This is a genomic window from Haloferula helveola, assembly GCF_037076345.1.
Classification (GTDB): domain Bacteria; phylum Verrucomicrobiota; class Verrucomicrobiia; order Verrucomicrobiales; family Akkermansiaceae; genus Haloferula; species Haloferula helveola.
Genome location: NZ_AP024702.1, coordinates 1,834,000 through 1,854,252, shown reverse-complemented (window position 1 = coordinate 1,854,252; position 20,253 = coordinate 1,834,000). Strand labels below are relative to the sequence as shown.

General features: G+C 64.4%; 16 protein-coding genes. 3 read left to right on the top strand and 13 right to left on the bottom strand.

The window, feature by feature from the left end; genetic code table 11:
* Positions 1-86 precede the first annotated feature (86 nt).
* Entirely contained in the window at positions 87-752 is a 666-nt protein-coding gene (locus HAHE_RS06755; protein WP_338689646.1) for a DUF4328 domain-containing protein, read from the top strand.
* A 172-nt stretch (positions 753-924) separates the two neighbouring features.
* Here HAHE_RS06755 and HAHE_RS06750 read toward each other — a convergent pair whose 3' ends face one another.
* From HAHE_RS06750 to HAHE_RS06710, 9 genes are all read right to left on the bottom strand, one after another.
* Entirely contained in the window at positions 925-1,158 is a 234-nt protein-coding gene (locus HAHE_RS06750; RefSeq protein ID WP_338689644.1) for a hypothetical protein, read from the bottom strand.
* A 25-nt stretch (positions 1,159-1,183) separates the two neighbouring features.
* Positions 1,184-2,410: a YwqG family protein gene (locus HAHE_RS06745; RefSeq protein WP_338689642.1), complete on the bottom strand. Its 1,227-nt coding sequence runs from the start codon at positions 2,408-2,410 to the stop codon at positions 1,184-1,186.
* Positions 2,411-2,455: 45 nt separating this feature from the next.
* The gene (locus HAHE_RS06740; RefSeq protein WP_338689640.1) at positions 2,456-2,692 is read right to left on the bottom strand and encodes a hypothetical protein; all 237 of its coding nucleotides are present in this window, start codon (positions 2,690-2,692) and stop codon (positions 2,456-2,458) included.
* Between the two features lie 157 nt (positions 2,693-2,849).
* Positions 2,850-4,742 (bottom strand): 1-deoxy-D-xylulose-5-phosphate synthase, encoded by a 1,893-nt coding sequence (dxs, locus tag HAHE_RS06735; RefSeq protein WP_338689638.1) that lies wholly within the window; start codon positions 4,740-4,742, stop codon positions 2,850-2,852.
* Positions 4,720-5,043 carry an exodeoxyribonuclease VII small subunit gene (gene xseB, locus HAHE_RS06730; RefSeq protein ID WP_338689636.1) on the bottom strand — a complete coding sequence of 108 codons (324 nt, stop codon included), beginning with the start codon at positions 5,041-5,043 and terminating at the stop codon, positions 4,720-4,722. The genes dxs and xseB overlap by 23 nt, the downstream gene beginning before the upstream one ends.
* Positions 5,043-6,875 carry an ArnT family glycosyltransferase gene (locus HAHE_RS06725; protein ID WP_338689634.1) on the bottom strand — a complete coding sequence of 611 codons (1,833 nt, stop codon included), beginning with the start codon at positions 6,873-6,875 and terminating at the stop codon, positions 5,043-5,045. The genes xseB and HAHE_RS06725 overlap by 1 nt, the downstream gene beginning before the upstream one ends.
* 24 nt (positions 6,876-6,899) lie before the next feature.
* The gene (locus tag HAHE_RS06720) at positions 6,900-8,264 is read right to left on the bottom strand and encodes a sigma-54 dependent transcriptional regulator (RefSeq protein WP_338689632.1); all 1,365 of its coding nucleotides are present in this window, start codon (positions 8,262-8,264) and stop codon (positions 6,900-6,902) included.
* A 54-nt stretch (positions 8,265-8,318) separates the two neighbouring features.
* Positions 8,319-8,708 (bottom strand): GxxExxY protein, encoded by a 390-nt coding sequence (locus HAHE_RS06715; protein ID WP_338689631.1) that lies wholly within the window; start codon positions 8,706-8,708, stop codon positions 8,319-8,321.
* A 52-nt stretch (positions 8,709-8,760) separates the two neighbouring features.
* Positions 8,761-9,930 carry a two-component system sensor histidine kinase NtrB gene (locus tag HAHE_RS06710; protein WP_338689629.1) on the bottom strand — a complete coding sequence of 390 codons (1,170 nt, stop codon included), beginning with the start codon at positions 9,928-9,930 and terminating at the stop codon, positions 8,761-8,763.
* Positions 9,931-10,057: 127 nt separating this feature from the next.
* Here HAHE_RS06710 and cutA point away from each other — a divergent pair, with 127 nt between their 5' ends.
* Together cutA and HAHE_RS06700 are read left to right on the top strand one after the other, a co-directional pair.
* Positions 10,058-10,387, top strand: coding sequence for a divalent-cation tolerance protein CutA (cutA, locus tag HAHE_RS06705; protein ID WP_338689628.1), 330 nt, complete (start codon positions 10,058-10,060; stop codon positions 10,385-10,387).
* Between the two features lie 159 nt (positions 10,388-10,546).
* Positions 10,547-17,437, top strand: coding sequence for an FG-GAP-like repeat-containing protein (locus HAHE_RS06700; protein ID WP_338689627.1), 6,891 nt, complete (start codon positions 10,547-10,549; stop codon positions 17,435-17,437).
* Between the two features lie 49 nt (positions 17,438-17,486).
* Here HAHE_RS06700 and HAHE_RS06695 read toward each other — a convergent pair whose 3' ends face one another.
* From HAHE_RS06695 to HAHE_RS06680, 4 genes are read right to left on the bottom strand one after another with little or no spacing between them, the layout of a single operon-like run.
* The gene (locus HAHE_RS06695) at positions 17,487-17,762 is read right to left on the bottom strand and encodes an acylphosphatase (RefSeq protein WP_338689625.1); all 276 of its coding nucleotides are present in this window, start codon (positions 17,760-17,762) and stop codon (positions 17,487-17,489) included.
* Entirely contained in the window at positions 17,759-18,352 is a 594-nt protein-coding gene (locus HAHE_RS06690; protein ID WP_338689623.1) for a MarC family protein, read from the bottom strand. The genes HAHE_RS06695 and HAHE_RS06690 overlap by 4 nt, the downstream gene beginning before the upstream one ends.
* On the bottom strand, positions 18,349-19,614 hold the full coding sequence (locus HAHE_RS06685) for a hypothetical protein (RefSeq protein ID WP_338689621.1): 1,266 nt from the start codon (positions 19,612-19,614) through the stop codon (positions 18,349-18,351). Before HAHE_RS06685 ends, HAHE_RS06690 begins: the two co-directional genes overlap by 4 nt.
* Positions 19,614-20,195, bottom strand: coding sequence for a hypothetical protein (locus HAHE_RS06680; RefSeq protein ID WP_338689620.1), 582 nt, complete (start codon positions 20,193-20,195; stop codon positions 19,614-19,616). Before HAHE_RS06680 ends, HAHE_RS06685 begins: the two co-directional genes overlap by 1 nt.
* Positions 20,196-20,253: the final 58 nt, after the last annotated feature.

The window sequence follows — 20,253 nt, the reverse complement described above, 5'->3', positions numbered from 1 at the left end:
ACGTCCAACATCGAACGTCGAAGTGGGGAGATTTCGGGAACGATCCGGAGCTGGACAGGGGTGGAGGACTTCGGTGGGGTGGCGGGGTGAGTGAGCTGGACCCGTATTCGCCGCCGGAGGTGGCCGTGGTGGTGGAGGAGCGGAAGGTGCCGGAGGGCGTGCAGGTGAGTGATCCGACGTCGCTCTCCCGCTGGTCGATCGGGCTGCTGGTGGTGGCGACTCTGATCGATCTGGTCGACCACATCTGGCTGACGACGGTCGGGCGGGACTCGCTGTCGGTCGGAATTCTCGATGGGGTCGAAGCGCAGATCTCGGGGTTCGTTTATCTGGCGAACGTGATCGTTTTCCTCTGCTGGAGCTACCGGGTGCTGAAGAACGCCCAGAGCGTGGATCCCGGAACCCAGACGGTGTCGCCGGGCTGGGGCGTGGGTTCGTACTTCGTGCCGATCGTGAACTTGTGGATTCCGGCGAAGGCACTGATGCAGGCGAGCCGGGTGTCGGGGACCAGCGTCGGTCTGGTGCTGGCGTGGTGGCTGGTGGCGATGGGAATCATCGTGCTGGCCGTCGCGTATATCTTTTGGGCGTTCAACGCGCCGATGGAGGACTGGGACACCTATTCCAACGCGCCGACCGGATTCGATCACGTGATCACCGTTGTCGATCTGGTGTCGGTGTGGCTGGAGGTCGTGATGATCCTCGGACTGACCCGGGTGCATCGCGAGTGGGCCGCGTCTAGCCCGAACATTTCATGAAATGTTCGCCCGTAGGGCCGATACGCCCCGACAGGTCGGGGCTATCGGGGCTAGCCCCGACGTCGCGGGATCGACACTCCGTGTCGGCCGCGCAGGGTCGGCTTTTCGTCGCATTTGTTTGTAAAACAGCCACCGGCGAAAAGCGCATGCTTCACTTCGTGAAACATGCGGGCTAGCCGAGCATGATGCGTCGCAGTTCTTCGCGCAGGGCCGGCGGGAAGTTCGGCTTGCAGTGGAAGGTGCGGGCGCGGGTGATCCAGAACGCGGTGTGGCTCGGGAAGTCGTCGATTTCGATCAGCACGCGGATCTCGCGGAGTTTGGCGACGCCCGGGTTGCCCTTGCGGATCTTCAGGCAGCCGGATCGGACCTCGATCCATTCGGCGGCGTGACGTTCGAGGTGGTGCACGGGTCCGATGATTGAAAGTGAATGATCAGGTGCATTGGAGGACGAGCCAGCAGCGGTCGAAGCGGGCGGCGGCGAGGTCGTCGCGGGGAATCCAGAAGTAGAGCATCCCGGCGTCGCCCCAGCACCAGCCGAGGTCCGGGTCGGAGTCGAGCTGGAGGAGCAGTTGCCACTCGGTATCCGCCGGGAGGCCGTGGACACGGGTGGCGGTTTCGAGCTCGCAGGTCATGTCGTCTTGGATAGGCACCGGCGGCGAAAGGACGCGGTGCGAATCGGACGGGCCGGACTCGAGCAGCGTTTCGTAGAGTTCGTCGATTTCCTCGGCGTTGGTGACGTCTTCGGAGTCGGCGAGGTCGTGGATGGCATCCTCGAATTCGCGCGATGGGGAGAAGGCGGGCGTTACCTCGAAGCGCACCGGCTTGCGGAGCGGCGGGTGAGCGCCGGTGCCGGGCGGGTTGACGGATTGGAGCTTCGCCGGATCCGGGTGGTAGAGGATGACGAAGCCATCGCGGTCTTCCGCTTCGCCGCCCCATGGCTGTTCGTCGGTGTCGTAGAAAAAGCTCAACAGCCCGGACTCGGGGCGGGGCATGGAAGTTGGCGGCAACTCGGCAAGATTGATCCGGGCGAGGAAGTCGAGTGGCTTTCCGGCACGCGCGGGCCACGAGTCGGACGGGTCGAGGAGCGGAGCGCCGGAGAGACACGAGCTGTCGGGCGGCAGTGAATCGAGGGAGCGGAATGGTTTCGCGATAATGACCGGCTGGCAGGCGGCTTCGCCGAGCGGACGGAGCGAGTCGGGCAGCGCGGCGAGGAAGGTCGCCTGCAGGTCGGCAGATGGCGGCTCGGGTGGTGGCGCCGGTTGCAGCATCTTTTCGATCGTCGCGAGCTTGTCGCGGTCGCGGTGGTTGAGGCGCTTCACCAGTCGTTCGCCGAGCAGGCCGAAGACGAGCACCTCCGCGGTGACGAAAAGGGATCCGAGCGAGAGATAGGCGAGGGCGGAGAGATTGCCGTCGAGGGTGAGGGCGGCGGCGACAAAGATCGCGATGCCAGCATAGCCCGGGATGTTGGCAAGGACGGCGCGGTTCTTGTCGACGAGTTGGAGCGAGACGAAACCGGCGACCGCACCGAGAATCACCGCGAGGATGACCCACGGGAAGATCGAGGTCTTGGCAGCCAGAGCGGCGACGACGCCGATCGCGCCCCAGATGCCCGCCCGTCGTTTCCAGTTCTCAAGCCCGCCGATCTGATAGGTTGCCATTTCCCGAAACCATTCGATTCGCGGTGGGGGATGACAAGCCGTGAGTCAGGTGCCGCTGAGAAGGTTCCGGAGACGCTGGTGGGCGGACGGAGGAATCGAACTCGAGAGCTGGATGCGTCCCGTGCCGTCGATGGCGATGGTTCCGCGGGTGATGCCGAAGTCGGCGAGGATCTCGTCGAGGTCGCGGATGATACGGCCGCTGATACGGCCCTTGGCCATGGACGCCCGGCCATCGCGGATGGTGATGACGGTGGGGTTGAGGAGTTTCTGGAGCCAAAGCATGGAGCAGTTGCAGATTGGACTGCAAAGGCGCCAAGGGGCGAAGGAATTCGGGAGAGAGGTAGGGTCGGACACCCCCGGCCGACCGGGGTCGGTTTGAGGGGAGGGCCGGACGCAAGCTTGGCGGCGGACAAGCGGGGGCGCTTGGCCCTACCTTCGTTTAGACGTGCTTCGAGATCTTCTCGACGGCGTTCTCGACGGTCAGGCCGTGGAGCTTGCGGAGGATGTCGATCTTGCCGTGCTCGACGAATTCGTCGGGCCAGCCGATGCGCTCGACCGGGGTGTCGATGCCGGCGTCGTGGAAGTGTTCGATGACGCCGCAGCCAAAGCCATTCATCAGAACGTGGTCCTCGAAGGTGCAGACGACTTTGGCTGAGCGGGCGACCTTTTCGAGCAGCTCGGTGTCGAGCGGCTTGATGAAGCGCGGGTTGACGAGCGAGACCGACAGGCCGCGCTCTTCGAGCTTGGCTTTCGTTTCGACGGCCATCTCGAACATCGTGCCGAGGCCGATCAGCGCGACGTCGGTGCCTTCGGAAATGAGCTCGCCTTTGCCGAGTTGGATCGGCGCGCAGGGGCCGTCGACCGGAGTGCCTGCAATCGGACCGCGCGGGTAGCGGATGGCGGTCGGGCCGTCATCGTAGGCGGCCATCCATTTCAGCATGGCGACGAACTCGGCCTCGTCCTTCGGCTGCATGTGGATGATGCCGGGAACGGGGCGCAGGTAGCCGATGTCGAACAGGCCGTGGTGGGTCGGGCCATCGTCGCCGGACAGTCCGCCGCGGTCCATGCACAGGCGGACCGGCAGGTTTTGCAGCGCCATGTCATGGATGATCATGTCGTAGGCGCGCTGCATGAAGGTCGAGTAGATCGCCAGGAACGGACGGATGCCGCGGGTCGCGAGGCCGCAGGCGAAAAGCGCGGCGTGTTCCTCGGCGATGCCGACGTCGAAGTAGCGCTCCGGGAGTTCCTTCTTGAAGATGTCCAGCTTGGTGCCGCCGGGCATCGCACCGGTGATCGCGACGAGCTTCTCGTCCTCCTTGGCGAGGTCGGTCACCGTGCGGCCGAAGATTTCCGAGGCGGTCGGCGTGTTCGAGGTATCGGTCGAGCCGTCCTCGATCTTGTAGGTGCCGAGTCCGTGGAACTTGCCGGGGTTGTCGAGGGCCGGCTGGTAGCCGCGGCCTTTCTCGGTGATTACGTGGAGCACGACCGGCTCGTTGAGGCCCTTGAGGTGCTCGAAGGTCCGGATCAGCAAGGGTAGGTCGTGGCCGTCGATCGGTCCGAAGTAGCGGATGCCGAACTTCTCGAAGAGGACGTTCGGGAAGAGCAGGTTCTTGGCGCCCTGCTCGACCTTGTGGGCGAGGTTGCGGGTCGCCTTGCCACCGATCCACTCGACGAAGTCGGCGGCCTTGTTGCGGACCGACGCGTAGGTCGAGTGCGTTTGGAGCGCGTTGAAGTAGCGGGCGATCGCGCCGACGTTCTTGTCGATCGACCATTCGTTGTCGTTGAGCACGACGATGAACCGCTTGGTGGTTTCCGCGATGTTGTTGAGTGCCTCGAGGGTGGGGCCGCAGGTGAAGGCGGCATCGCCGGCGAGGGCGACGACGTGCGAGTCGTCCTTGGTCAGGTCGCGGGCGGCGGCCATGCCGAGCGCGGCGGAGAGTGCGGTGCCGGCGTGGCCGGCGCCGTAGCAGTCGTGTTCGGACTCGGTGCGCAGCAGGAATCCGTTGAGGCCTTGGTAGGTGCGGATCGTGTCGATGCGGTCGGCGCGGCCGGTGAGCATCTTGTGGACGTAGCCTTGGTGGGCGACGTCGAAGACGAAGTTGTCCTTCGGGGTCGAGAAGATCCGGTGGAGGGCGATCGTCAGTTCGACCACGCCGAGGTTTGGTCCGAGGTGGCCACCGGTCCGCGAGAGATTGGTGATGAGCGCGTCGCGGATCTCCTGGGCGAGCTTGGTCAGATCCGCCTCATCCAGCGCCTTCACGTCCTCCGGCGAGCGGATTTCGGAGAGAAGGGGGCCAAGATGCGGGGGCTCAGAAGAGGCGGATGTCGTCATCGTCGTCGGAGAGGTCCGTGTCGGCGGACGCGTCGTCGGTCAAGGGGTTTCCGGTATCGTCCGGAGTCTCGGATTCGGCTTCCCGGCTGCGGGAGGCGATGGTTTTGAGGCGTTTGCGGGCGGAGTTGAGGACTTCCTCGCAGCGGCCCAGCAGGCGGTTGCCCTGCTCGTATTTGGCGACCAGTTCCTCGAGCGGGAGGGATTCCTCCTCCATGGCGGCGACGATCGCCTCAAGTTCGGCGATCGACTCCTCGAAGCTGGTCTCTTCGGGCGCGGGGCTGGCGGTCTTCTTGCGGGGCATTACTCGTCGAGGCTGGATTCCTTCAACTGGCCCTCGCTGTAGTAGACCATTTCCTGCCGCAAAAGCGGGGTGCGGTAAGGGAACCGGCGGTAGATCTCACTGATGGATCCCGCCTTGTCGTAGATCGAAAAGCCCGGCTGGGAGGGGGTGGGACCGGTGATCGTGGCGACCCGTCCGTCGAGGACGAGAGCGGCGAAGTCGCCGTATTCGGCCGCGACTTCGATGCTCGGACGTTTGTCGCGTGACTGCGGTGTTATCAGGATTCCGGAGAAGCGCGTGCCGAGATCGGTCGCCTGGGTGTCGAGTTTCAGGAAGTCATCCTTCGACCGGGGCAGCCATAGGCAATTGACATCGGCGTACCACGCCACTGCCCACGGCTGGTCGGAAATCGCGATCTCCGACTGCAGCGGATCGTTTTCGACCCACTTTGACATGCCCTTGTTCAGGATCAGCGGATAGTAGGGTGGCCACTGGGGCCATCCGCCCTTGTCCGAAACCTGAATGTACATCCGTACCTCTTTCGGCAGGTTGAGGATGATCGGAGCCGCCGAGAGGGCGACGATCACAATGTAGTGGGCGTTCTTCAGGAATGGGGTCGAGGACACGAACTCGAGCCGGCTCCAGAGGATCGAGAGGAACGCCAGCCCGTACGCGGCCATGATGGGCGCGAACAGCAGGTGGATCTGGTTCGGGTGAAGGCCGTCGCTGCTGATGCCGAAGATCGCCATCCCGATGGCTCCGAAGAACCACATGGCCGCGATGAGCCAGCGGAAGCGCGCGATCGAATCCCGCTTGAAGGGGTGTAGCAGGGCGATGAAGAAAATCGGTGCGGCGAGGATGCCGCCGAGGAAAGGAATGAGGTCGGTCGCCTGGACGAGGGTCGTTCCGAGAATCTTCAGGAGAAGCCCGTCGATGAGCAGCGGATTCGCGTTGAGATCGAGGGTCCGCATGATCTCCGACTCCGTGCCGTTGGCGAGACCGTTGTAGAAGACGAAGCGGGCGACGCCGAACGGCTGACCTGTGATCTGAGTCATTCGGAACAGCGGATAGACCACCGCGATGAACAGAACGGCGAGCGAGGAAAGCGCGACGATGCCGCGAGGGCGGAAGGCGATCGCGGCGAAGATCAGATAGCCGAAGAAGATCCACGCGGTGATCCAGTGGGTCAGCACCATCAGCGCGAAGAACGCGGCCGCGATCAGCGGCTGGGCCATCGAGGCCCGGCCCTCTTCCTGACTCTCGACCGCGCGGTAGGTGAAGTAGAGGCCGCAACTGAAGAGCAGCAGAAGCAGCATCTGCGGCAGGCCGCTCTGCGAGTACTTCCAGAACATGTCGCAGAGCAGCATTAACAGCGCCGTGACCCCCGCGATCTTGCCATCGAATATTCGACTGACCAGCAGGTAGGTGACCCCTATCGCCATCAGGAAGAAAAGGGTCGAGACCAGCGCCACGACCCGGTCGAGGGGATAGACGAGCTCCTTCTTGTTCATCTCCCACGCCTCGAAATCGTCGGCACCGACGAGCTTGAAGACGGCACCCAGGACGAGCGGGTTGAGAGGCGAGTGATAGGTGTCGCGCAGGCCGACGAGCGGAACGGTGGTCTCCTCCTTGGTCTCCGCCAGGTGATGCTCCAGCGGCCGGATGTTCTTGGTGGTCAGTCCTTCGCCGCGGGCGACCTGGCGGGCGATCTGAGCCTGGTCCATCGCCTGCTCCGTGCCGAGGCCGCGGAAGAGGACCAGCAGGTGCACCCAGGACAGCGCGAAAAGAAGAACGAAAAACAGAAGGCGGCGCACAATCAGCGCGCCGTCGAGGGTTTGAAAGGCTTTGTTCATGGATGGAGAGGGGCGGGGGGCGTCCTAACCTTCGATTTCCTTGAGTTTGCGCTGCAGCGTGCGGCGGCTGATGCCAAGGAGTTCGGCGGCGCGGGTGCGGTTGCCATTGGCTTCCGACAAGGCGGCCTGAATGGTTCGGATTTCGAGCGCATGCAAGTTGAATTCAGGGGGGGCGGCAAGGGTGATTTTCCCGCAGGAATCCGGGCGCGGCGCGGGGGATCCGCCACGCAAGGCCGAGGGCAGATGCCGTACGTCGATGACCGCGTCATTCGACATCACCACGCCGTGCTCGATGGCCGTCCGCAGCTCGCGGACGTTCCCCGGCCATGTGTAGTGCTGGAGAAGGTCGAGAGCCTCGTCGGTCAGAGGCTTCACCGGTCGCCCGTTTTCCTCGGCGAATTCCTTCAGGAATCCGCCCGTCAGCAGCACGATGTCCTCGGCCCGGTCGCGCAGGGGTGGCATCAGTACGCGGACGACATTCAGCCGGAAATAGAGGTCCTCGCGGAAATCTCCGGCCTCGACCATCGAGGCGAGATCGCGGTTGGTGGCGGCGAGCACCCGGACGTCGACCTTGATCGGTGCATTCGAGCCGACCCGCTCGATCGTCCGCTCCGACAGGGCTCGGAGCAGTTTGACCTGCGTGGCGGAGTCGATTTCCCCGATCTCATCGAGGAAAAGCGTGCCGCCGTCGGCCTGCTCGAAGCGTCCGATCCGCCGTTGGGCCGCGCCGGTGAAGGCGCCTTTTTCGTGTCCGAAGAGCTCGGATTCGAGGAGCTGGGGCGAGAGGGCGGCGCAGTGGACGATGACCATCTTTTCCGCCGGTCGGCCGGAAATCTGGTGGATGGCGTGGGCGACGACCTCCTTGCCGGTGCCGCTTTCGCCTTCGATCAGCACCGTGGCGCGGGTCGGGGCGACCTGTTTGACGGTTTCGATCACCCGGCGGATCCCGGCCGACTTGCCGGTCAGGCGGCCGAGATTGGCGGGATCGGGGACCTGTTCGCGAAGCTGCTGGTTCTCGGTCTCGAGGCGTCTGCTGCGGAGCGCGCGCTTGAGGAGCATTTCGACCTCGTCGAGATTGAGCGGTTTGGTGACGAAGTGCCACGCGCCGCGGCGCATCGCCTCGACCGCCGTATCGACCGACCCGTAGGCGGTCATCATGAGCGAGACGGGCGGGTGCTTGATCGAGAGGGCGGCGTCGAGGACGTCCATGCCGGAGTCGCCGCCGAGCCGCAGGTCGGTGAGCATCAGATCGGGTGGATCCGCCTTCAGGATGGCGGTGGCCTCGTCGAGGTTCGACGCGACGAAAACGTCGAATTCCTCCTCGAGCGCCGCACGCAGTCCGTCGCGCGTGGCTTTCTCGTCATCGACGATGAGCAGTGTGGGGGTCATGGGTTGCGGAAGGGAAGGTGAACCGCCAAGACGCCAAGGACGCCAAGGGGGTTGTTATTCAGGGTGGTTGAGCGCGACTCGTCGGATCCCATTCTTGATCCGCGGAACGTTGAAGTTGATGAGAAGCGCGAGAGTTCTTCTCGAAAGTTTCAGGTAGGTCATGACCTGGGCATGATGAATCGGAAGGAGTTGCTCTACCGCCTTGAGTTCGATGATCAACTCTCCGTCAACGAGCAGGTCGAGACGGTAGCCCGCTTCGATCATGAGCCCTTCATAGGTAATCGGCTGCGGCATCTGTTTCTCCACCTTGTGACCTCGCAGACCAAGCTCATGCGCAAGACAGGCCTCATAGGCGCTCTCCAAAAGCCCTGGACCGAGATTCGAATGCACTTTGAATGCTGCATCCACGACATCCCGCGCGATCTCATCAATTCCGTGCTTCATAACATTTCAAACTTGGCGGCCTTGGCGTCTTGGCGGTTCACGTATCTGCAACTCAATCGATATCGATCACGCGGTCGGAGGATTCGAGGAGACGGACGGGTTTGGGGCCGCGGGGGATGTGGATGTGGATGGTGGTGCCGGCCTCGGGTTCGCTCTCGATCTCGATCTCGCCACCATGTTCGCGGATGACGCGACGGACGATCAACAGGCCGAGGCCGGTGCCGGATTGCTTGGTGGTGCGGTAAGGCTCGAAGAGTGAGCCCATCTGCTCGGGCGAGATGCCGCTACCGTTGTCGGAGATGGAAATACGGCATTCGTAGTCGTTGAAGTCGGTGGTGATCCGGATCAGTCCGCCGGGCCCGCGAAGCGCTTGGTAGGCATTGCGCAGCAGGTTGTAGAACACCTGCTGGAACTGGGTGGCGTCGAGTTGGAGCGGGGGGAAGTCGGTGGCGAGGTCGAGCTCGACCTTGATCTCGCGCGACGCGAGCTCCGGCTCGAGCAGTTTCAGGGTGTCGTGGAGGACATCGTGCAGCACGCACGGCTCGCGGTGCGGGGTGGTCGGGCGGATCGCCTCGAGGAACTGGCGCAGGATGGTATCGAGCCGCTGGATCTCGCGGCGGGAGGTCTCCAGATGTTCCTCCAGAGGCTTGCGATCGCCGGGCGGGAGCTTCCGCAATTTGCGCTCCATCAGTTGCAGGTGGATGTCGAGCGAGTTCAGCGGGTTGCCGATCTCGTGGGCGACGCCGGCGGCGAGCAGGGTGAGGGCGTTGAGGCGCTCGCTTTCGAGATGGTGTTCGGCTTCCTGGCGGCTGGCGGTCTGGTCGCGGACAAGCATCACCCAGCCGAAGTTCCCGCCGCCGACCGCTGAGGCGATCGGAGAGAGGTAGAAATTCAGGTAGCGGTTCTCCGGGTAGAAGACCTCGAGGTCGCGCGAGACCGTCTTGCCCGGCTTGGCGATGGCCTCCCACTCGAGGCCGGGGATCCTTTCGACCAGCGACTCGCCGAGGATGTCGTCGTCGAGCCCGAAGAACTTCTGCGCGGCGCCGTTGATGAAGGTCACGGAGCCTTCCTCATCGAGCACGATCACGCCCTCGTGCAGCGCCTCGAAGACCTGCTCGAGGAAGCCCTTTTCCCGGATCAGGCGGGAAAGGAGCTGCTGCGCCTCGGCCGGGTCGATCCGGTCGAGACGGGCGAGGAGCTTTTCGAGGAAGCCGGATTTCACGCGCGGACAGGAAAGTGGAACCGCAAGGGCACCGAGGCGCGAAGATGGGAGGGAAAGATCATGAAAACTTGGCGTCCTTGGCGTCTTGGCAGTTCAGTTGCGGGCTCGGGGTTGGTAGGAATCGGGGATGGCAGCTGATGTTCTGGTCGTTCTTTGCACCTTCCCCGATGAAGCGGCGGCGCGTCAGATTGGCGCAGTGCTGGTGGAAAAGCAAGTGGCCGCCTGCGTGAATCTGGTCCCCGGCGTGCGCTCGATTTTCCGTTGGAAAGGGCAGATCGAGGAGGATGCGGAGGTGCTGGCGGTCATCAAGACGACCCGCGAGGGCTACTCTTCTTTGGAGTCTGCCATTCTGGAGCTGCATCCCTACGACACGCCCGAGGTCCTCGCGATCCCGGTCGAGGCCGGGGCGGCGGGGTACTTGAAGTGGGTGGGGGAGAGTGTCGGTGGAGTGGGCTGATCCTGCGTACTGTTACGCAAACGGCAATGGTCAGCTGGACGGGAGTTTCATCGTCGCCTTCGCGGTTTTTCCCGAAGTCCCGGCGCCTTGAAGCGGTTCACGCATGCGTTGCGGGCAGGATCTTGACCGCAAGCCGTGGAATCGGGCTCTTTTTTATCCGTGAAGACGTGTGGATCGGGCTGGAAAGTCCTGACGATTTGGCTGGCTTGCTTCGGGTGGCTGCATGGGGCGGGGTTTCTTCCGGATGCGGACCGCGACGGGTTGCCTGACGATTGGGAGACGGGTCAGGGGCTGAATCCCGGAGATCCGGCCGATGCGGTTTCTGATGGGGAGAACGACGGGCTCAGCGCCTTGGTCGAGTATGGCCTCGGCGGATCGATCGCGGCCAACGATCTCGCATTGCTTCCGCAACTCGAGTTCTTCGAGGACGGCGACACTTGGGTGCGGTTCGGGTTTGTGCGGCGGCGGGACAATCCCGCGGTCGCCGTCATCCCGGAGATCAGTACGGGTTTGGAAAGCGGTTGGTCGTCGGATGGCTTGGAGATCGTCGGTGAACCGACCCGCCTGCCGAACGGCATGGAAGATGTCACCTATCAGGGAAAGGTCGCGGTTGAGGACGCACAGCGGCAGTTCGTGCGGGTCCGTTTCCGGGTCGTGGTGGGCACGCTGGAGTCGGGCCTGGGCAGCGGTGCCGAGATCACGTCGCCGATCTTCGGTTCGGGCGGAACGACGACGCTCGACCCTGCTGATTTCGCGCTCGGTCGTGACGGCGATGCCGCGACGCTGTCGGGCTCGGGAAAGGTTGTCCGTTTTCCGGTCTCCGGGACGCCGAATCTGAACCTCGACCACGGGGAGGTGGAGTTCTGGTATTTGCCGGAAGTCGATTCGGACGCGGACTCGACGCTGCGGGTGCTCTTCACCATGGGCAACTACGGCGGGACACCGTCGCTGACTCTGGAGGAGTCGGATGTGCTTTACTTCTCGGTGGCGACGCCGTCGCGGCTTGAGGTGATCCAGTCGGCCGCCGGCCTGCGCCTGTGGACGGCCGGCCAGTGGGTGCACATCCGCGCGACCTGGGACAACTCGAGCGCGACCGATTCGCTGCAGGTCTTCATCAATGGCGAACGGATCAGCGAAGGCGGGGCCGAGGGGGGATGGTCGCTGGAGGAAGGCGGTGCGCCGACCCACTTCTGGCTCGGTTCCGCGAACGACACCGGCGAGTTCCCGGCCGCCGGTCGTTTCGACCAGCTGGTGGTCCGCAATCACCGGCAGCTCTGGGAAGATACGAATGCCGGGCCCTTCCTTCCGCCCTTCGATCCGTTCTGGGTCGTCGAAGGGAACACCCTGAACTTCGTGGCCTCCGCGACCGATCCTGAAGGTCACACGCTGACCTACACGCTGGAACCCGGAGCGCCGGCGGCAGCGACTCTCGATCCGGTGAGCGGCGCGTTCTCGCTGGCCACCACCACCGGCGATGCGCCGGCGGCTTATGAATTCCACATCCGGGTGACGGACGACGGGACACCCTGCATGAGTGACGTGCAGGCGGTCTTCATCGGTGTGATCGGAAACAACGCGCCGGTGCTGAGCAACGTGCTGCCGGTGAGCCAGCAGACGGCCCCGGACGGCAGTCCGGCCCTGACATTCGATTGGAGCGATGTCGACCGGGATATCGAGCTCCTCCGGGTGGTGACGACCAATCCGCTCGGCACACGCACCACCGACCTGCCGATCGAGGAGTGGGGCATTCCGAAAGTGCCCTCAGGCAGCGCGACCATCCACCCAGAAGTGGCGGAGCTGCCTTACGGAGTGACCACCTACGACCTCACGCTGATCGACACGCTGGGCAATGCCAGCAGCTCCGTGACCGTGACGATCGAAGTGGTTGGTGGCGGGGCCGGCAGCGCGCCGGTTTTTTCCAATCTGCAGCGGCAGAGCCCCCGGATCGCGCGACCGCAGGGTCCGCTCGATGTCACCTATCCCGACCTGACGATCAACGCATTCGACGCCGATGGCGACATCGACCGGATCCGGTTGAAGAGCACGCTTCCGGGAGGCTCGAACGAGACGGTGGAGATTCCGTGGTCGGAGCTTCCTGATGGAGGAATCAACCAGAAGCTCCTCCGTCCTTACCGCTTCCGCTCCGATTCGAGCTACGGCATCTATAGTTTTGAGGTCACGCTGTTCGATGTCGAGGGGCACGCGAGTGTGATGCGGTCGACCACCGTCGAATTGCTGAACCTCAACTTCAGCATGCAGCGCACCCCGATCGTGACGGGCATCGATCCGGTGTCCGGAGCGTGGGGTGACGAGGTGCTGCTCAGCGGGGTGTTCCCGGATCCGGCGAACGAGGATGTCACCGTGGAGCTGGGTGGCCAGGACTGTCCGGTCAACTTCTACGGGATCAGCGCGCTACGCTTCTCGATCCCGGAGGGTGCCTACTCCGGTCCGATCATCATCCGGACCAGCGCCGGGGCGATCACCGCGACGGATGTCTATGACGTCGATCTCGAGGTCAGCCTACGGCCTTTGCAGCCGCTGGATTTCACCGAGGACGGAATCGCGATCGACGGTGAGAATGTGCCGAAGCTTCGCGAGGGCGACGAGTTCGCATTCGAGGTCCGGACGTCCCTGCGTGCTGAGGACGGTGGAACCGTCACGTGGTTCGCCGATGGCATCGAGAGCGGCAACGCTCAGGTGGGAACGATCGGCAGCGATGGTGTGTATGCCGCGCCGGCCTTGGTCGATGAGGAGTTCGACGTCGTGATCGAGGCCCGCCTCGATGCCGATCCGTCGGTGCTCGACGACTTCACGCTGACCGTTTGCCCCAGTCCGGTGCCGCCCGGTGGCGGGCTCGTGCGGGCCTCGGCCGGGGCGGTGGTGGCTTCGGGCGATGCGAGGTCATCGATCGACATCGGTGCCAACGCGCTGCCGGCGGACACGGTGATCAGCGTGGAGACGCTGGCGAATTCCGACTTTCCCGCGCCCCGTGCGGGCAAGCGGGTGCTCGGTGGCGCGACCTTCGGGCCGCCGGGATTGGTCTTCAATTCACCGGTCGAGATCCGGCTGCCGCTGACCCGCGGCTACGAGCCGGGCACCGTGCTCGATGTGCTGTATTTCGACGGCGTCAACTATGTCGACGAAGGACTGACCGGCACCGTGTCGGAAGATGGCGGGAGTCTGCTTTGTGGGGAGACGGACCACTTCTCGACCTACGTTGTCGAGGACGACGCGGCGGTGGCCGGGGCGCCGGCGGTGGCGCCGATCATCACCGTGCTTTCTCCCATCAACGGCTACGAGGGCGAGCGGATTCCGATCAAGATCGAGGGCACCGACTTCGACGACGACCTCGTCGTCGAACTGCTCGACGGCAGTCTGCAACCGACCGATCTGCTGACGGCCGGGCCGTTGTTCACCAACGGCGGGACCACCGCCGGTTTCACGCTCTTCATCGGTGCCTTTCCCTCGCTGGCCGAGGGCCAGAACGAGATGTTCACGATCCGTCTGACGCGTCCCGGGTTCGGCAGCGCGGACGTCAGTTTCCAGGTGCGCGGGCTGGATGAGCTGATCCTGACCCCGGGTCAGGAAATGACCGCGATCGACTGGCCGGCCAAGACCTACTCGACGGTGGTCGTGCCCGCGTCCGCCAAGATCACGGTGCTGTCCGGAGACGTGGATCTGACCACCACCGGGCCGATCGTGATCGACGGCGAGATCGATGCCGCGGGAGAGGATGGGGCCGACGGCGCCCAGCGCGTCGGCGCGACCGGAATTCTCGGAGCCGGCAGCGGTGGCGAAGGGCAGGACAAGGGCCCGGGTTCGTTTTTCCTGCTCCCCGGAGTGCAGTGGGATCGCGGTGCGGAGGAGAATCAGGGAACCGACGGAGTGCCGACCCAAGACAGCGCGCAGCGGCCCGCAGGTTTCGGCGGAGGGGCGGGGAAGTCGGTCGAGATCGACGTCGGAGGGCTGATCTCAAGGATCGCGGACTGCGTGGTCAGTGGAGGATTCGCCTGCGCTCAGGCGGCGGGAGAGATTGTGAATGCGGTGAATGCCATCGATGATCTCGCGAGTGCGGAGCCATTCGGCAGGCGTGGCCTCGGCGCACGGCTTTCCGCCCAGCCGGGCGTGGATACGAATGCGGGTGGCGGTGGTGGCGGCGCCGGGCGCTTCCATGTGAACCTCACGCTGTTCGGCAACGGGGTGGAATTCCAGGTCGATGGCGGCGGCGGAGGTGCCGGCGGCAGCGGCGGCCACTCGGTGCTGCTGAGCTCGGCACAAAACGTGACGGTCAGGGGGCGGATCGATACCTCGGGGGGCGATGGCGGCAACGGCTCCACGACCTCGGATTACCGGGTGAAGTCGCGGGTCTTCGGCATCAACGTGACTCCCATCGCATCGGGAAGCGGCATTCCATGCTTCGCCGGCGGTGGTGGCGGCGGCGGGCGAGGCGGCGCACTCTCGCTCAACGGCAACGACGGTGTCTTCCTCCCCTCGGGTTCCGAGTTGGAATACCGCGGTGGCCGCGGCGGCGTCACGGGATTCGTCGAGATCGATCCCGGTGCCGGCACGATGAATGCCGGGCTTCATCGCAACTGGCTGTCCGACGGACCGACGCTTCCTGCCGAGTATCGGGGGCCGCTTTTCGATCCCTCGACCTTTTACACCAAGACCACCGACCGCCGGGTGCTGCGGATGGTCGGAACCCGGCTGGTTTACGCTCCTTTCGGTGGCGGTCGCGCGACGCCGTCGGCCTACATCACCAACCCCGACGCGGTGCCGTCGTTCCGTGCGGTTCCGATCGAGTACGACGAAGACACCAACCGCTACGACGGTGTGGTGCTTCTCGAGGAAGGATTCAATGTCATCGACACCAACTTCGGTCCGCCGCGGACGATTCTCGTGATTTCCACCGATACCGACGGCGACGGGCTGTCGGATGGCGACGAGGCCGACCTCGGCACTGACCCGAACGACCCCGACAGCGACGACGACGGTCTGAATGACGGTGAGGAAGTCACGCTCGGCACCGATCCGACGAATCCGGACACCGATGGTGACGGGCTTTCCGACGGCGACGAAGTCAATGTCGAGGGCACCGACCCGAACGAGTTCGACAGCGATGGCGACGGGGTGTCGGACAGCGTCGAACTGATCCTGGGAACCGATCCGGGTTGGCAGTTCGAAACACCGACCGAACTGCCGGTCGGCACCGTGCTGGTTGCCTTGAACGGCGACTTCACCGGCGGCACCCGGTTGGCGATCCTCGATGTCGCAAACGACCGCATCGGCATGCTCGGCCATCCCGCCGGCGGCTTCGGCTTCGGGCTGACCTTTGATCCCTTGGCAGACATGTATGTGCTCAGCGGAGGAACCCTTTCGACCTACGAACCGCTGACCGACACGTCCACGCCGATCGGCACACTGCCGGGAGGGGTTCTTGGCGGTCCGCTGGCCTACAACCCGGCGGATGGCATGCTCTATTCATCGCAGCTCACGGTTTCCGGACCGGATTTGGTGAATACCGGGCAGCTGCTGCGGATCGACCCGTCCGACGCCTCGGTGTCGTTGGTCGGTGCGCCGCTGGCGACGCCCATTCATTCGCTCACCTTCACGGGTGCCGGAACCTTGCTGGCATGCGTGGGGAATCCGCCCGGCGGGGACGACCTCGTGGAAATTGATCCAACCACCGGCGGGCTGGTGCAGACCTTCGGGCAGACCGGTCAATCGCCATTGTTCGGCTTGGCCTTCGATCGCAGCGGTACGCTGTTTGCCGCCGAAGCCACGGGCGGCCCCGGCGGCGAACTATGGACCCTCGATACCGGAACCGCGGCTCCGACGGCGGCCCTGAGCGACATCCGGAACTTCTTCGATCTGGCAACGGCTCCTTGTCCGCTGCCCTGCCTCGAGTTCTTCACCAGCGACTACACACCGGGTGGGCCGATCCTCGATATCCGGATCGCCAACTTCAATGGCGACGCCCACGCCGACTTGGTGAAGATGCAGTCCGATTTCGGCGGCCAGCAGACGGTCATCCAGCTTCTCGAAGGCGACAGCAGCGGCGACTTCACCGGAGTCACCGGCATGGTGATCCCTTGGCCGGAGGACGGAAGCTACCCGCGGCATCTCGCCATCGGCGACCTGAATGGCGACGGGTTTGACGACGTCGCCGCGGCCAGTCCGCGTGAGATCGGAAAGTCCTACGTCTTCCTTTCCTCGGATGACGGGATGGGTGGCTATACCGGGCACTCCACGACTACCCTCAGCCACACCAATCCGAGTCAGTGGATCGGCATCGCGAGCATGAACCCGGCGGTCGACAGCCACCTTGACCTCGTGATCGGCACCGACTCGGAAATCCTCGTGTTGTTCGGTGACGGCAGCGGGACGGCCTACCCGACGAGCATCACGATTCCCCACGCTCCGCCGATGTTCGAGTCGGCCTTCTACGATCTGGGAGATCTGGATGGCAACGGCACCATCGACATCGCCACACGGGACGAGCTCATTTTCAACGTGGGCAACGGAACCTTCGGTGTGCCGGTGGCTTTCGCCAGCGGGATCGATCCCGACGACTCGCCGACCGACCTGAAACTGGCCGACCTCGATGGCGACCTTGATCTCGATCTGATCATCTCGGTGGCGAAGTTCGAAGAAGAGGATCCGGTGGATGACGAGTTGCGAGTCTATCTGAACAACGGCTCGGGAAGCTTCGGTGCGGCCATGGTGCATATTGGCAGCTTCACGTCCGAGGGATCCGACGCGATTGCCTGCGAGGACTTTGACGGCGATGGCTTACTCGACATCATCGCCGGCGGCTACGAGGCGGGATACCACCTGTATGTCCGTGCGGGGACCTCGACGCCCAAGATCATCGACCTCGATCCCGATGGCGGTGGCGGCGAGGAGGAAGGTCCGTCGATCAGCCTGCTCGGGGTCTACTGCATCGACTTCGGCGATACCGATGGCGACGGGAACCCGGAGATGGTCGTCGGCGACGACTTCGCGAACGAATACATCAGCTACAAGCTGGGGAACCCGTTCTCGGATTGAGGGGGTCGCCCGGTCGAAGCCATGGCACCTGGAAGGTGCCGCTCCTTGGTCAGCCGGTGATGGTGAAGCCGCTCACGCCGTCGAGGGGCGGGACGTTCTTCACGTGCATGCCGCGGATGTTGTGGGCGAGCGAGCTTTCTTCGGCGATCTCCTTGATGAACTCCTCGACCTCGTCGGCCTCACCCATCACTTCGAGCTCCACGGTGCCCTCGGGGAGGTTCTTGACGGTGCCAACGACCTCGAAGCCCTTGGCGATGTCCTTGCAGGTGTAGCGGAAGCCCACCCCTTGGACCCGGCCGTCAAAAATCACGCGTCGTGCGATCACGGGGCGAAGGATGATTGGTAAACGGCGAGCCCGTCGAGGAACATCTGCACGGCCACCAGGATGAGCAATAGGCCCATCAGACGCTCGAGCGCGCGGGTCCCTTTGCGTCCGAGGAATCGCATCAGCAGCGGCGAAAAGAGCAGGATCACGGCCGAAGCGGTCCACGCCAGGCCGACCGCGGCGCCGATCGAAAGCAGCTCGCCGGGGTACTTGGTCGTGGTCAGCAGCAGCAGCGCGATTGCCGACGGACCGGCGAACATCGGGATGGCCATGGGCACGATGAAGGGTTCCTCGTCGTCCTCCGCGGTGACCATCGCGCGTGCAGGGAAAAGCATGCCGAGGGCAATGAGGAACAGGATGATGCCGCCGGAAATGCTCAAAGTGGCGGGCTTGAGGCCGAGGAAGCCGAGGAGTTGGCCGCCGCCGATGAGGAAGATCAGCATCACGACCAGCGCGATGACCATTTCCCGGATCAGCACCCGGCGACGCCGCTCTTCCGGCAGTTTGGACAGGATCGAGTGGAAGACCGCGACGTTGCCGAAGGGGTCGAAGACGAGAAAGAAGGTCGTGGCGAGCGCGAGGAGGTTCATTCCGCAGCGAGATTGGAAAAGCGGACGCGGTCGGGTGCCGGTCGCTCGACCAGAACGCGCTGGCCGTCAGGAGTATCCACCGCTTCACCCACTGCGGGATCGCTTTCGGCGTCGGCCAACACACCCGCCATCACGCAGGCGGCCCCGGCGATCTTCTCGGCGTCCTCCGGAGTGGCGAGGGCGATCTCCCAGACGAGGTTGAGTCGAGTGTCGCTGACGGCCGTCAGGCGGTAGTGGTCGCCCCGCCATGCATTCGCCAGATCGGAAAGCTCGGGATCGAGGGTCTGGAGCCAGAGCAGCAGGCCGAGCCAGCCGGCGGACTCATCGAGGACGTCCTCGCCGGGCAGCTCGGGCACGGCGACTTTCACCGTCTCGATGCCTTCGCCTTCCTCCGCGAACCACATGGTAGTTTGCGGCGGCGAGTGCAGGGCTCCAAGCAGTTCCTCCTGATCCATCAGGCGGCCGGCGCGTGGGGGTCCGAGCTGCGACGGGAAGGTCGCGAGGCCGCGGACGAAGGCGGGCAGGCTTTCGAGCAGGTCGCGGGCACCGCTTTGGTCGTCCTGGGTGCCGGTGAACCCGATGCCGAGTGCCTGCCGGGCGAGGAAGCGGTTTTCGATCGCGATCGCGGACCCGTGGTGCAGCGCGTTGCGAGCGCGATCCGGCTCGTCGCCGGGATAACCGGGCGGGGGCGGGTAGTGCTGGTGAAGGAGGATCCTCACGAGGGCGCGGATCAGCGCCGCTTGGTCAGGGACGCTGCCTTCCTGGAAGCGGTCGGTCACCCAGCCCTCGCCGGTCTGGTCATCGAACCATGAGCGGGCGCCGATGCTGTAGGTCGCGGCGAGCTGGCCGGCGAAGTTGTCGTCGGGCATCAGCAGGCCCATCCGCACCCACGCCTGCTGGCGGTGGGACAGAGAGTTCGGGGGAAAGCGGCTTTCGATCGATGCCGTCACCCGGTCGCGAAGCTCCTCGCCGGCGATCTTGTGGACCACCGGGCTGCTGCGGAAATCGAGGCCGATGGCTGATTCGACGAACTCGATCAGCGGCTCCGGCACCTTCAGCTCGCCGCCGCCTTGGGCCAGCGAGCGCAGGCTTTCGTTCTCGCGTTCGAGCAGTTCGATCGAGCTTTCCAGCTCGGCGATCCGCTCCTGCAGATCGGCATTGCCGGCCTCCGCGGCGGCATTTTTCCATCGAAGCCCCTGCAGGATGCCGCCGAAACCGACCGCCCCGCCCAGCAGAACCGGCAGAAGGGTTTGCGGTCGCATCAACGGCGTGCGTCTTCCTCGGTGCCTTCCTCAAGCTCGTTGAGGTCGGGCAGGGCCTGCGATCGCAGCGCGCCGCCGCCCTTGCCGAAGATCTCTTCCGCCATCTTGCCCTTCACCAGGGTGATGCCGATCGGCAATTGCGCGGAACCGTCGGGGTTGTAGCGGTACTGGAACATGTGCACCGGCTTCTCGTTCCGCGTGCCCGGGAAGTAGCGCTTGGTGCGGGCGTCGTAGAGGAGCTCCTGCACGAGCTTTCCGAAGGTCGGCCCGGGGCGCTTGCTGTAGCCGAAAGAGGTCTTGTAGAGCCGGTTGCCGAGGCCGTCGTAGATGTCGCACTTGAGCGGGTTGCCCTCATCGTCGAGACGGTAGACCGTCTTCATCGTCAGGTTGCCGCTGGCGGTGTAGGTGCTCTTGGTCAGCGTCTTCTTGTCGTTGCCGCGCTTGAACACGGTGCGCGAGCCGTCCTCGTTGCGCTTCACCCGGACGAACGGACCTTCGATGTCGAACCCGGGGACCCCCTGGGCCGACGCGCAGGGCAGCAGGCACAGGAAAAGCAGGGTGGCGATGAGACGTCCGATCATGGGCGGCGGACAGTAGGACTTGGCGAATGGGGGATCAAGGCGCCATTTTGGGGCATCG

Excerpts from the sequence above, each read along its gene's own strand:
- HAHE_RS06685 (WP_338689621.1), bottom strand. The coding sequence starts at position 19,614 with ATGCGACCGCAAACCCTTCTGCCGGTTCTGCTGGGCGGGGCGGTCGGT.
- cutA (WP_338689628.1), top strand. The coding sequence starts at position 10,058 with ATGGCAGCTGATGTTCTGGTCGTTCTTTGCACCTTCCCCGATGAAGCG.
- HAHE_RS06680 (WP_338689620.1), bottom strand. The coding sequence starts at position 20,195 with ATGATCGGACGTCTCATCGCCACCCTGCTTTTCCTGTGCCTGCTGCCC.
- HAHE_RS06690 (WP_338689623.1), bottom strand. The coding sequence starts at position 18,352 with ATGAACCTCCTCGCGCTCGCCACGACCTTCTTTCTCGTCTTCGACCCC.
- HAHE_RS06715 (WP_338689631.1), bottom strand. The coding sequence starts at position 8,708 with ATGAAGCACGGAATTGATGAGATCGCGCGGGATGTCGTGGATGCAGCA.
- HAHE_RS06740 (WP_338689640.1), bottom strand. The coding sequence starts at position 2,692 with ATGCTTTGGCTCCAGAAACTCCTCAACCCCACCGTCATCACCATCCGC.
- dxs (WP_338689638.1), bottom strand. The coding sequence starts at position 4,742 with ATGACGACATCCGCCTCTTCTGAGCCCCCGCATCTTGGCCCCCTTCTC.
- HAHE_RS06720 (WP_338689632.1), bottom strand. The coding sequence starts at position 8,264 with ATGACCCCCACACTGCTCATCGTCGATGACGAGAAAGCCACGCGCGAC.
- xseB (WP_338689636.1), bottom strand. The coding sequence starts at position 5,043 with ATGCCCCGCAAGAAGACCGCCAGCCCCGCGCCCGAAGAGACCAGCTTC.
- HAHE_RS06745 (WP_338689642.1), bottom strand. The coding sequence starts at position 2,410 with ATGGCAACCTATCAGATCGGCGGGCTTGAGAACTGGAAACGACGGGCG.
- HAHE_RS06725 (WP_338689634.1), bottom strand. The coding sequence starts at position 6,875 with ATGAACAAAGCCTTTCAAACCCTCGACGGCGCGCTGATTGTGCGCCGC.